At 54.7% G+C, this 12640-nt stretch carries 13 protein-coding genes; 6 read left to right on the top strand and 7 right to left on the bottom strand.

Features of this window, described 5'->3' with window-relative positions:
• Positions 1-21 precede the first annotated feature (21 nt).
• The 6 genes from KO492_RS01810 to KO492_RS01785 all read right to left on the bottom strand — a co-directional run bounded on the left by KO492_RS01810 (position 22) and on the right by KO492_RS01785 (position 5638).
• Positions 22-1242, bottom strand: a complete 1221-nt coding sequence (locus tag KO492_RS01810; RefSeq protein ID WP_216043402.1) for an ABC transporter substrate-binding protein — start codon at positions 1240-1242, stop codon at positions 22-24.
• Positions 1243-1308: 66 nt separating this feature from the next.
• On the bottom strand, positions 1309-2061 hold the full coding sequence (locus KO492_RS01805; RefSeq protein WP_216043401.1) for an SDR family NAD(P)-dependent oxidoreductase: 753 nt from the start codon (positions 2059-2061) through the stop codon (positions 1309-1311).
• A gap of 33 nt (positions 2062-2094) precedes the next feature.
• Positions 2095-2823: an SDR family NAD(P)-dependent oxidoreductase gene (locus KO492_RS01800; protein WP_216043400.1), complete on the bottom strand. Its 729-nt coding sequence runs from the start codon at positions 2821-2823 to the stop codon at positions 2095-2097.
• The gene (locus KO492_RS01795; RefSeq protein WP_216043399.1) at positions 2820-3665 is read right to left on the bottom strand and encodes an ABC transporter permease; all 846 of its coding nucleotides are present in this window, start codon (positions 3663-3665) and stop codon (positions 2820-2822) included. Before KO492_RS01795 ends, KO492_RS01800 begins: the two co-directional genes overlap by 4 nt.
• Positions 3666-3668: 3 nt before the next feature.
• Positions 3669-4601 (bottom strand): ABC transporter permease, encoded by a 933-nt coding sequence (locus KO492_RS01790; RefSeq protein ID WP_252735180.1) that lies wholly within the window; start codon positions 4599-4601, stop codon positions 3669-3671.
• The gene (locus KO492_RS01785) at positions 4601-5638 is read right to left on the bottom strand and encodes an ABC transporter ATP-binding protein (RefSeq protein ID WP_216043398.1); all 1038 of its coding nucleotides are present in this window, start codon (positions 5636-5638) and stop codon (positions 4601-4603) included. Before KO492_RS01785 ends, KO492_RS01790 begins: the two co-directional genes overlap by 1 nt.
• 251 nt (positions 5639-5889) lie before the next feature.
• Here KO492_RS01785 and KO492_RS01780 point away from each other — a divergent pair, with 251 nt between their 5' ends.
• Positions 5890-6900: a GntR family transcriptional regulator gene (locus KO492_RS01780; RefSeq protein WP_216043397.1), complete on the top strand. Its 1011-nt coding sequence runs from the start codon at positions 5890-5892 to the stop codon at positions 6898-6900.
• Between the two features lie 227 nt (positions 6901-7127).
• Here KO492_RS01780 and KO492_RS01775 read toward each other — a convergent pair whose 3' ends face one another.
• Entirely contained in the window at positions 7128-8090 is a 963-nt protein-coding gene (locus KO492_RS01775) for a LysR family transcriptional regulator (RefSeq protein ID WP_252735179.1), read from the bottom strand.
• 262 nt (positions 8091-8352) lie between these two features.
• Between KO492_RS01775 and KO492_RS01770 the strand changes: the two genes are divergently transcribed.
• From KO492_RS01770 to KO492_RS01750, 5 genes are read left to right on the top strand one after another with little or no spacing between them, the layout of a single operon-like run.
• On the top strand, positions 8353-9132 hold the full coding sequence (locus KO492_RS01770; RefSeq protein ID WP_216043396.1) for a 5-oxoprolinase subunit PxpA: 780 nt from the start codon (positions 8353-8355) through the stop codon (positions 9130-9132).
• 30 nt (positions 9133-9162) lie between these two features.
• Positions 9163-9396 carry an acetyl-CoA carboxylase gene (locus tag KO492_RS01765; RefSeq protein ID WP_216043395.1) on the top strand — a complete coding sequence of 78 codons (234 nt, stop codon included), beginning with the start codon at positions 9163-9165 and terminating at the stop codon, positions 9394-9396.
• The gene (locus KO492_RS01760; RefSeq protein ID WP_216043394.1) at positions 9397-10773 is read left to right on the top strand and encodes an acetyl-CoA carboxylase biotin carboxylase subunit; all 1377 of its coding nucleotides are present in this window, start codon (positions 9397-9399) and stop codon (positions 10771-10773) included.
• The gene (locus KO492_RS01755; protein WP_216043393.1) at positions 10770-11645 is read left to right on the top strand and encodes a 5-oxoprolinase subunit B family protein; all 876 of its coding nucleotides are present in this window, start codon (positions 10770-10772) and stop codon (positions 11643-11645) included. The genes KO492_RS01760 and KO492_RS01755 overlap by 4 nt, the downstream gene beginning before the upstream one ends.
• On the top strand, positions 11635-12606 hold the full coding sequence (locus KO492_RS01750) for a biotin-dependent carboxyltransferase family protein (protein ID WP_216043392.1): 972 nt from the start codon (positions 11635-11637) through the stop codon (positions 12604-12606). Before KO492_RS01755 ends, KO492_RS01750 begins: the two co-directional genes overlap by 11 nt.
• Positions 12607-12640: the final 34 nt, after the last annotated feature.

Genomic DNA, 12640 nt, shown 5'->3' with positions numbered 1-12640 from the left:
ATGCGTGCGCCCCTCCTTGCGTTAGGCGTTCAGGAACTCATCCCAACGCTGAATCAGGTAATCGTATTCGTCAGGCCACTGGTGCCAGTAGGCGACATTGGAGGAACGCTCTTCGAGCGAGCCACCATCGCGCAAGTCGCCCGGATTGATGCCGCGTTCGGGTTCGCCTTTCCACGGCTGGCCTTCATACCAGAAGGCGTATTTGTCGGGGTCCATCGCGTCCTTGATATTGGTGGAAGGCGAGTAGTAACCTTGCTCGGTCACGGTGATGCCTGGTTCACCCGAAAGCCAGAAGTTGGCATAGGCGATGGCGGCCTCACGGTTCGGCGTGCCCTTGAGCATCGACGGACCGATGGCCCAACCGCGATAGCCTTCCTTCGGCGTCGCGTAGCGCGACGGTTTGCCCTGCGCCTTCACGGCCATAACCGCAGGTTGCCATGCGTCACAAACAACCATCTCACCTGAAGCCATCAGGTTCACAAGCTCGCCAAAATCACCCCAAAGTGCTCGGAACTGACCGGCTTTCTTCTTGGAAATGAGAAATTTGACTGCTTCGTCAATTTCCGCGACGGTCGGGTTGCCGGGGTTCTTGGCTTCCAGCAGCCCCAGAGAGTTCATCGCCAGAACGGCCTGACCGATGGCAATCAGCGGATCAACATTGAGACCCGATTTACCCTTCCACTTCTCGTCAAAGAGAGCGGTCCAAGTGTTGGCTTCCTCTTCGGAGAGAACATCGGGGTTATAGCCGATGGAATCAAAGTTGTAGACCGCAGGCACCATGTAGAGTTGCGTCTTGGCTTCATCAGCCCAGATCTGGCCCGCGATCTGTTCATGAGGCGCCCACTTGGGGTCGCTCTTGGTAAATGTGTCACGGATCGAACCCCAGTTGGGCAGTTCCGAAACGGGGATCGGCTCAACGTTATCAGTGGCGATCAACGCAGGCAGACGCTCGCCGATGATTTCCCAAACGTCATAATCCGACGAACCCGACAGGATTTTGGTCTGAGCGTCAGGATAAGTGGACGGCGTGCCAGAAGTGGCGGCAACACCAGACTGTGCCTTGAACATCTCAAGGATGCGGTCCTGCACTGTGGTAGACAGACCCGTGGTGCGCAACTCCTGATCGGAGAGGTTCTGCGCATAGGCCATGCGCGTCCACGGGTGCACCCCCGAACCAAGCGCCGCAGCCCCCGCGGCAGCGCCGTATTTCAGAAATTGTCGACGGTTAGATTTGAGTGTCATTTGAGTTTCCCTAATGTTGGAGAAGTTTGGTTGCGTCGGGCGAGACCCGCTTCTTGTGAGACAGGCCTAGTAGCGACCTGGTGTGAGCCCGCCATCCACGGTGACGACTTGACCCGTGAGGTAAGACGCATCGTCGGAGGCAAGGAATTTGATAACGTTGGCAATCTCGGACGGCTCTCCGAGGCGTTGCATCGGAATGTAGGGCGAGGCGATATCCGCCGCTTCGGGGCCGAGGCTGTGGCCGGGGTTGAGCAATTGCGCAGTGCGGATATAGCCGGGTGCGACACCGTTCACGCGAATGCCTTTGTCGGCATATTCCACCGAAAGCGCCCGCACAAAGCCGATCGCGCCGGATTTCGCAGTCGAATAATGGACATGCTCGTCCCATCCGTAATGCGATCCCATGATCGAACTCAGACAGATGATCGACGCCCCCTCCTTCATCTCGGGCAGCGCAGGACGGATCACGCGCATCATGCCGTAGAGGTCGATATCAATTGTCTGATGCCATACCTCGTCGGTCATCTCCGACATCGGCACACGCAGCGCAACGCCTGCGTTGGCAACGATCACATCGATCCCGCCAAACCTGTTGTTGAGATCCCCGACCAGCGCATCGGCCTCTTCGGTCGAGCGCACATCAAGGAGGTGGAATTCGGCACTGCCGCCCGCCGCTTCGATCTCGGCGACAACCGCCCTGCCCTCTTCTTGGAGCACATCCGTGACGATGACATGATCACCAAGGCCCGCGAAACACAGCGCCGCCGCACGACCGATCCCGATCCCTGCGCCCGTGATCAATACAATTCTCTTATCCATTGGTCCGTCCTTTGATTTGCATGGGGAGGAGCGTCACAGCATCACGTCGCCGGAATTCGGCCCGAGCGTCTGACCCACGAAAAGCGCGGCATCATCGGAGATGAGGAAGGACACAACGCCACCAACCTCGTCAGGATCGCCGAACCGCCCCAATGGCAGTTCCGCGCGTTTGGCCGCTTTCCATGTCTCAGAAAGCGCCTCGACCAGAGGCGTGTTGATCGGTCCGGGGGCGACGGCATTGACCCGCACGCCTTTGTCAGAGACTTCGCGCGCCAGTGATTTCGTCATCCCGATGATGGCGGCCTTGGCCCCTGCGTAATGGGTGAGCTCAACCCCGCCGATCTGGCCCAGTTGCGAAGCGATATTGATGATATGCCCCTGCCCCTTGGCGAGCATTGCCGGAAGGCAGGCCCGCGTGCATAGAAAGTTGCCGCGCACATGCACCGCGAAAATCTTGTCGAACATCTCCGGCGCGATATCCATGAACAGTGCCTGATGGCCAAAGCCCGCATTATTGACCAGAATTCCTGGTGCACCATGATCTTCCGTGATCTTGGCAACCATGTCGTTCACGGCCTGCTCGTCGCTCACATCGGCACCGTAAGCCGTGGCTTGCCCGCCATTCTCCCTGATCTGCGCTGCGGTTTCTTCCGCCGCCGCAAGCGTCAGGTCATTAACGGCAACCGTATGTCCGTCACGGCCAAGTCGTAGGGCGATAGCGGCTCCGATACCCGATCCTGCGCCAGTCACGAGGGCGATCATGCTGCGTCCTCCTGACCAGAGAAACGCGCGGCCTTGGCAGTGAAGCGCTTCATGAGCAACCCGTAGATCGCCAGCAACGTGAAGGAGAAAAGCGTCGTCAGCACGCCGAAGGCGAAGATATTCGGGTAAATCTCGACCGAGAATGTTCCGTAAATCGACAGAGGTAATGTCAGATCGCGCCCCGCAGTAAAGAGTGTGCGGGCAAACTCGTCGTAGCTGAGCGTGAAGGAGAACAGCATTGCCGACAGCACACCGGGGAAGATGAGCGGGAAAGTCACGCGACGGAAGGTCTGTGCTGGCGTCACACCCAGCGACATGGAGGCTTCTTCGACGGTGCGGTCAAAGCGGTTGAAGATCGCGAGCATCACCAGAAAGGCGAAGGGGTATGTATAGACCACGTGCAGCACGAAAGAGGTGCTCCACCATGCGCGGCCTATGCCCAAAGTGTTGGACAAAAGCGCCATGCCAAGCCCGACCAGAACCCCAGGCACCATCATACCCAGAATGATCAGGTAGAAGGCAGGTCCGGCCCCTTTGAACTTGGTGCGGAAGGCTTCCGCGCTCATCACACCCAGAACCGTGGAGACGACCGTGGTCATGAAGGCCAGCGTGATCGAACGGATCAGGCTATCGCCCACGGGCAGCTGCGACACGCGCGAACTTTCGGCCAGACCCAAAAGGTGCTGATACCAGTAGACCGACCAGTCGCGGATCGGGAACTGTGGCCCGCCGTCGATGCTTTGGAACGACAGGATCGCGAGCACGATCATCGGGCCGTAGAGGAAGAGAAGAAAGAGCGCGGTATAGGCACCCAGTGTAGGGCGGAGAATACGGGATTCCATAGCTCACATTTCCTTTCGCAGATCGACAAGACGCAGCGCGAGCGCGATGACAGCGGTGATGATGATGGTCAGGACCACGCCAGCGACGGCGGCAAAGGCCCATTTGAGAGAGCCGACCTGACTGACGATGATATTGCCCAGCAGGTTGACCTTGCGCCCAGACAGCGAGGCGGCGGTGGCAAATTCGCCCAGCACCATAACCGAGACAAAGATCGAGCCAACCAGAACCCCCGGAAGCGAAAGCGGAAGGATGATGCGGCGGAAGATCGTTGCGAAAGACGCGCCGAGATCCTGTGCCGCTTCGATGACGGATATATCAATCCGGCCGAGCATGAAGGTGATCGGCCCGACCATGAATACGCAGTAGATCTGCGTCATGCCGACAAGCACCGAGAACTCGGAAAACAGCAGGAAGGTCAGCGGCTCGGAGATGATCCCCAGTTTGAGCAGGATCGTGTTGATCGCCCCTTCTGTACCCAGCATGGGCCGCCATGCGATCACGCGAATGAGGAAGGAGGTCCAGAACGGGATCACACAGGCTACAAGCAGCGCGGTCTGGATCGTCTTGTTGCGCACGAACAACCCGATAAAGAGCGCAACGGGATAGCCCACCACGATGGTCGCGGCCAGAACGATCAACCAGATGCGCAGGGTGGTCCAGATGGCGGCCAGATAGGTCGGAGAGCTGAGGAACCGCTCCCAGCTAGCCGTTGTCAGCTCCGAATTCACGGCGAAGGTCGTTTGCGTCCAGAAGGAGACATAGACGACCATAATCATGGGCAGAACCATGAACAGCGCCATCCAGATCAATCCTGGTGTCAGAAGCGCAAAAGCTCGCCGGCGGTCCTTGCGTTCGCGCAAGGTGGCAGGAGAAATCGCTGCATCGGAGGGAGACAGGTCCGTCTCGGCGGGGGGGGCAGTCAACAGGGCGGACATCAGGCAGCTCCATGAAATTGGCGGTAGGCTTGAAGGGGGAAATGCAGATCATAAGCCTGCCCCTCGACGAGATTGGGAAGACGCGGCTGGCTCAGGTGATCGACGACTTGCAACAGCGAACCATCAGCCGCGCGGAAAAAGGCCAGCGCGGTCGGCCCGTTGAATTCCCCCGTCAGATATTGCGCACGCAAATGAGGGCGCTCCTGAGGAGCTTGGCCTTCGGCGCTGACATCCATCTGATCAAAGCGCACAGCGATCTCACCCGCGGGCGGCATCGCTTCGCACAAGGCGCTGTCGAATATGTTCCACGCGTTCAAGTGTCGTGCCGCCTCGACGGTTTCGGGGGCGCTGAACAATGTCTCGGGCGCATCGGCCTGCGTGATCCGCCCGTTGGCCAACACGGCAACGCGGTCGCCCATCGTAAGGGCTTCGGTTTCCGATCCCGTGACATGCAAAAAGCTCACGCCCAGACGCTCGCGGATCGCCCGCAACTCGTCGCACATCCGCGACCTCAGGTTGGCATCCAACGCGCCAAGCGGCTCGTCGAGCAGAACAATCCGTGGCTCGCACACCAAAGTGCGCGCAAGGGCAACCCGTTGACGCTGACCACCTGAAATCGCTCCCACGCCGCGATGGCCGAACCCGTCGAGCCCGACAAGTTCGAGCGCGTTTTGCGTACGGTCCTGAATCTCGCTTTCGTTGGTCATCGGGGAGACCGCCCGATGGCGCAAACCGAAGGATACATTCTCCGCCACCGACAGATGCGGAAACAGCGCGAAGTTCTGAAAGACAAATCCGATATCGCGCAGATGCGGCGGTTTGCCATCAATGCGCGTGCCGTTAATGGAAATCTCGCCCGCATCAGGCTCTTCAAACCCCGCGATCAGGCGCAACAAGGTCGTCTTACCCGATCCAGAGGCCCCAAGAAGGGACATGTAGGTATTTTCCGGCACAACGATATCGACGCCATCCAAGGCAACCGTCCCGCCATAGACGCGACTTACTCGGCTAAGTGTCAGCACAATCAACTTCCCCATCGTCTAATTTGATTTTTCTAATACAAACATCGTTTTTAGATATTCCGTAAAGCTAAAAATGATTTTTTTTATTAACAAAACACGTAATTCAAAAAATTTTCACCTACACGAAATGTGTTAACTACTGTTTTAACAATACTTTTATTGGAATCGCTCAATCTGTAATCATTTTGATTTTTGCACACAAAACTATAGGACTTCCCTCCCGTCGCGCCGGAGACTATGATTCTAATACGCAAAATGAGGTAGATATGAGCGTGCGCGACACAAATACTGCGAGACCGAAAGAACGGGACAAACGCGCCCCTCTTTTCGAAGTGGCCGCCGAATTCATTCGCAACAACATTGCGCAGGGAAATCTGTATTCGGGGCTGGTGCTGCAAGAGAGCGCACTGGCGGAACGGCTGGATATGTCGCGCGCCACAATCAAACGCGCTCTGAAAATAATTGAGGCCGAGGGACTGATCGAGCGATTCTCCGGTCGCGGTTTTCTGGTTTCAGGAGATGACATCACGCCCAAACGGATTAATTTGCGAGAATTGCATCTTGAGCACACCGATACAGAAGACAGCATGACCCAGCCGAGTTGGCTGCGGATCTATGACGATGTCGCGCGACATATCACGCGCAGCCCCGTGTTCGGACGGTTTCGTGTGCTCGAAGCACTCGTCGCCGAAGAATATGGCGTTTCGCGCACGATCGTCCGTGACGTTCTGGCCCGCTTACAAGAACGCGGCCTAATCCAGAAAAGCCGCACGTCACGATGGGTTGTAGAGCCGCTATCATCCAAGAAAATTAAGGATAAATACGAATTACGCAGAATATTGGAAGTCGCCGCCCTCGCCTCCGCCCAACTGCATGATGAGCCCTTGGAACGACTTGCCCAGGACATTCGACGCCTTACCGCTGAAGGCGCTATGACACCTGCAAAGTGGACCGAGATCGACGCGAAATTCTTCGAAATGGTCATTTTGTCCACCCCCAACGAAGACCTCGCCACAGCCGCAAGCAATAACAAATTGGCACTGGAAGCCTGTCAGTCGGCGCTCTTCGCCCTTGGACTGCCACCAGACTCGCAATCAATCCACGAACTGGGACAGGTCATCGAATTGTCCCTTGCAGGCTCTATCAACGATGCGTCTCGCAAACTCGCCGAACATCTCGAAAAGGCCTGCAACCGCACTGTTGCGCAACTCAAGATTACCGCGATCATCGAGCCACCCGACGACTTTCCGCCCTATTTGCAATTCTCACCAAGCTGAGGCGCGTCAGCCCCCCCCCTTCATGACGAGGGGCGATATCGGCAACAGCACAATATCGAAAACAATTACTTGCGGATCAAGGGTTAGAGACGCATCGCCACACGCTACGACCATTGCCCAAAACTCTTCCTCTCAGCCTGCGCTCTCGCCGCCGTTTTTATGTTGTGGCTATGATGCCTGCCCCTAGACGGCCTGTTTGATTATATTACTCTAACTACGCCCCCTTATTAACCCCGCTGCGCCTGATGCCCCATCTGAGGTTCCAGAAAGACTTCTGTAAAATAATCATAAAACACTCGTGTAGCCTCACTCCATTGCTGCCCCTTGCGCCAAGCCAATCCGACATCCATTGATGGGATTTCCATGTCCGTCATAACTGTGCCAATGCGCCGCCCTTCAAGCGACCACGGGCGATGAACCATGTCCGAAAGAATTGTGACACCTTGTCCATTCGCAACCATGGAGCGCACTGCTTCTGTTGAAGATGTCCTGAGTTTGATTTTTGGGGAAAGCCCCGTCGGCCCCCAGTATTTCATAGATGTGTTTGCAGCTTCATCAACGGTGAGCATGATGTAATCTTCTTGTGCAATCTCGGCAAAAGTTACGAGGCCTTTAAGTTGAAACGGATGGCTTTGGGGCACCCAGAGGCGACGCTGGGAACTTAACAAGGTCTGTGTTTCCAATTCACGGCTTTCTGTGTTCGAGGTCAAAAGGACAGCCATATCGAAACGATTCGTGATGAGCCCCTCCTCGATGCTTTCCCTGTTCAATTCGGTTAAACGGATATCAAGCCTAGGAAATCGGTGTTTGAGGCGGTCAAGGTGATAGGGCAGGAAATATCCTATCACCGTATAGGTCGCCGCGATATTGATAGTGCCCTCGATTTCAGAATGACTTTGCACCACATTGCGCGCCACCTCTACTTTTTCCATGATCTCCCGCGCGGCCCCCAAAAGCTCTCGCCCGGGAGGCGTCAGGTCCATACCATGTGCGGTACGCACGAACAAAATCGCGTCGAGCTCCTGTTCCAACTCCCGGATCGCGGAGGTGATAGAACTTTGTGAAATGCGCAATTCACTGGCGGCTCTACTGACTTGCCCCATCTCAGCCGTAGCAATGAAATACTTTAACTGACGAAGGTTCATGCCGTTACTCCCGTTCGGATTCTCTGAAATCGGTTTTTTATACATTGTACGAAACTTTTCTCGCACACCTAAAATCGGATAATTCGAATTTGCTTGTATCATATATCTGATAATTCAAATTCATTTTTGGGGATATTTTTCACAGATCGCCTAAAGTTACATCATTCGTGGTAAATTCTAATATTCATTTTAATCTTCTTTTGAATTATTCATTCGGAATATACGATAATGATCATGCTGATTTTTGTATTTTACAAACATACAGTTTTTTCCCGATGCTGGTCCCATAGAAATTTAAGGATCAGGAATGCGAAAGATCATCGACTTGAATTGCGATATGGGAGAGGGGTTCGGACATTGGACTCTGAGCGAAGCTCCTGATGAAGAGTTAATGGCTCTGATTTCCTCGGCCAACATTGCCGCCGGTTTTCATGCAGGCGATCCCAACTCCATGGACCGCGTGATCAAGCTAGCCCAAGCCTATGGTGTCGGTCTCGGCGCGCACCCTGGTTACAGGGATTTGCAAGGGTTCGGACGGCGTTATATCAAAACTACGCCTGAGGAACTGGTCAACGACATCATCTATCAGATCGGCGCAGTCCGGGAGTTCGGGCGGCGGCATGGCATTCGCCTTCAGCATGTCAAACCTCACGGGGCACTCTATATGGAGGCTGCTATCAATGAGGATTTGTCGCGGCACATGATCGAAAGTCTGTCTCGCATTAATGGCGATCTTCTGATCTTCTGCATGGGAAGTTCGATCACTTACGAAGTTGCCAAACGGCTTGGACAACCGGTGATCCGCGAATTCTATGCTGATCGTGACTACGGTGATGACGGAGCGATCGTGTTTACGCGTCGTGTTGCACGTCCTGATCCGGCTGAAATAGCGCAAAAATGTCTGCGTGCCTGCTTAGAAGGCAAGGTAACGACTGTTACAGGAAATGATATCGACATCGCGTTTGAGTCGATTTGTTTCCACTCCGATACACCTGGTGCCCTTGAAATCGGCCGCGCCATTCGAACCGCTCTGACCGAAAACGGCATCAACATAGGTCCGGCGTCCGCTGTACTCGAGACCGCCTAAACTGACTCCAAAGCAACAGGGACTAAACTAATGAGCAATATCCAATCCCCACTTCCCGGTACGTTTTATCACAAACCTTCCCCTGAAGATCCGCCTTTCAAGGCCCCCGGAGACAAAGTTGCCGTGGGGGACCAGATCGGTCTGGTTGAAGTGATGAAAACGTTCATCGCTGTTAACTCCGAAGTCGAAGGTACGTTCAAAGCTTATGTGGCTGAGGATGCATCCCCCGTCACTGCCGGGGCTATTCTCGCGGAGCTTGAATAAATGGCTATTAACCGACTTTTGGTAGCAAACCGCGGTGAAATAGCGGTGCGTGTCGTGAAGGCAGCTCAAGCACTGGGCATCCACACTATTCAGGTACACTCAGAAGCTGATGCAGATATGCTCGCCGCAAAACTCGCGAACGAAGCTGTTTGCATTGGTCCCGCTGCCTCGAAAGACAGTTATCTCAATATCGAAGCTGTTCTGAAGGCCGCAAAAGATACGGGGGCAGATGCGATCCATCCTGGCTATGGCTTTCTTTCAGAAAACGCCGCTTTTGCGCGGGCTGTCGAAGAGGCTGGTCTGATTTTTGTTGGCCCCCCTGCGGAAACGATAGAGCGCATGGGCGACAAAGTCGCTGCACGTCAGGTTGCCGAAGCAGCCGGCGTGCCCGTTGTACCGGGTTCAGACGGGCGCATTGAATTGTCAGAGGCGCTCTCCATAGCCCAAAGCATTGGCTATCCAGTCATGATCAAAGCCGCAGCAGGTGGCGGCGGTCGTGGCATCCGTATCGCGCAGAATGCAGCAGAGCTAAAAACTCTTGCCCCACAAGCTATGGCTGAAGCCGAAGCTGCCTTTGGTGACGGGGGACTCTATATCGAACGTGCCATCTTGTCGCCGCGTCATATCGAGGTGCAAATCCTTGGTGATGGAGAAAATGCCGTACATTGCTATGAACGCGAATGTTCCTTGCAGCGACGCCGCCAGAAGGTCTGGGAAGAAGCTGGTGCTGCCTGTCTCGATGATGAAACCCGCGAAAAGCTCTGTGCCTCCGCTGTGGCATTGGCAAAAGCTGTGAACTATCGTGGAGCGGGCACACTGGAATACCTCTACGACGAGGCAACGAATGAGTTCTTCTTCATCGAAATGAATACCCGTATCCAGGTTGAACATCCTGTTTCCGAAATGATCACGGGTATCGATCTTGTGGCCGAGATGATCAAGGTGTGCGGCGGCGACAAATTATCGATGACCCAAGATGAGATCACAAGAACAGGCCATGCGATTGAAGTACGGTTGTGCGCCGAAGATCCACACATGAACTTCATGCCATGGCCGGGAGTTGTGTCAAAACTGGTAGAACCAACGGGCGAAGGTATACGCTTCGATCATTTTCTCTACGAAGGGTATCAAATTCCACCATTTTATGACTCGCTGTTGGGCAAGGTTATTGTGCATGCCGATACACGAGACGCCGCCATAGACAAACTCGTATCTGCTCTTGAAAGCATGGAAATCGGAGGCACAAAAACAACTACGCCATTGCATTTGGCCTTGGCATCCGATCCCGACGTCCGCAAGGGGGCTTTCCACACCCAATGGCTGGAACCCTGGCTTGAGGCCGGAAACCTGTCTGTAACCGAAGGAGACGCCGCATGAAAACGCGTTATAGCTATGGCGGGGACGAACATATTTATGTCGAAATCGACGATGAAATGTCACTCGACGCCTTCTTCATCTGCCTGTCGCTCTCCAACCTTGTGCGTGAAGCGAATATCCCGGGTGTAACCGAGATTTTGCCTGCAAATGCCTCATTCGAGGTGCGATTTGATCCCGATGTGATCGCCCCCGAGGCAATGATGGAGAAAATCAAAGAGTTCGAGCATCAAGCAAAAGCACAAGAAAAGCGGCTCGACACCCGCATCATCGAGATACCGGTTTATTTTCAGGACCCATGGACACATGAGACCCTTATGCGCTTTCGCGAGCGGCACCAAGATCCATCAGGGACGGATCTCGAATACGCAGCACGGATCAACGGATATGATACGGTAGAGGCATTTATCGAAGCCTATCATTCGCAGCCGTGGTTTGTCTCCATGGTCGGATTTGTAGCTGGATTGCCCTTCCTCTACCAATTGGTGGATCGAGACAAACAGATTGAAGTGCCTAAATATCTGCGCCCGCGCACAGATACGCCGCGCCACACCGTTGGTATCGGTGGATGTTTCGGCTGCATATACTCCGTACGTGGTGCGGGTGGATACCAGATGTTCGGCATCACCCCGATGACCATTTTCGATCCGGATCAAAAGGTCAGCTATCTGAAAGACTTCATGGTCTTTTTCAAACCCGGCGACATCGTAAAATGGAAACCGATTGATCGCGAGGAATTTGACCGGATTACCAAAGCAATCGAAGACGGCACCTATAAACCGCGCATCGCAGAGGTCGCTTTTGATCTCGACGCATTCAACAACGACATGACCGGCTTCAATGCCAAACTGATGGAGGCCCTCAATGACGCTTGAAATCATCAAACCCGGCCTTGCCACAACCATTCAGGATCTTGGCCGGCCCGGCTACTTTCATCTTGGTATTCCAGAAGGCGGCGCGATGGATCGGCTGTCATTCCGGGCGGCAAATCTGCTTGTTGGCAATGATGAAACTGCCGCAGGCCTTGAGGCCGTATTTATGGGGCCTGAGATCAAGTTTGGAGCCGAGATGAGTGTTGCCGTCACGGGCGCAGAAATTCCAATGACGCTTGATGGTGAACCTCGGGAAACATGGACATCTTTTAGCGTAAAGCCCGGCCAAGTGTTGTCCTTCGGCTTTTTGAAAACCGGTGCCAGAATTTATATCGCTGTCTCCGGCGGTATCGATACAGAACCCGCTTTAGGATCCCGTTCCACTTATCCAATCGGAGCTCTAGGCGGCTTCGAAGGGCGTGCAATTGCTGCAGGGGATGTACTTCCCGTCGGCGAAGGGACTGTTGTAACGGAAGGGCGCGTAGTTCCCGACGCGCTGCGCCGTCGCCCCGCTACTCCCGCAGTCCTGCGCGTCCTTACTGGCCTCTATTGGCATCGCCTGACCGAGAAAAGTCAAAAAGCCTTTTTCGACGATGACTGGGTCGTTGCACCGGAAGCCGACCGTATGGGCTACCGGTTCCGGGGCGGCCAGCCCATGGAATTTGTGAATCGTCCTCAGCCGTTTGGTGCAGGCTCAGATCCTTCGAACATCGTGGATGGATGCTATTCCTATGGCTCCATTCAGGTGCCGGGAGGCTTGGAACCCATCGTGCTGCATCGTGATGCGGTGTCCGGTGGTGGATACTTCACCCTTGGTGCAGTCATTTCTGCCGATATGGATCTGATTGGTCAATTGCAGCCGAATACGCCGGTAAAATTCAAACGTGTTGAAATGGATGAAGCTCTAGCCGCCCGATCTGAACGAAAATCCATGATCGAAGAAATTCGTCAGTCCCTCTTATGAGGGCCTGACTTTGGGGCGCAAGCCCCCTCAAGCA

It is taken from the genome of Celeribacter halophilus (genome assembly GCF_018860305.1).
Taxonomy (GTDB): domain Bacteria; phylum Pseudomonadota; class Alphaproteobacteria; order Rhodobacterales; family Rhodobacteraceae; genus Celeribacter; species Celeribacter halophilus_A.
Note: the sequence above shows the minus strand (reverse complement) of the source record. Positions and strands in the feature narration are given on the sequence as shown.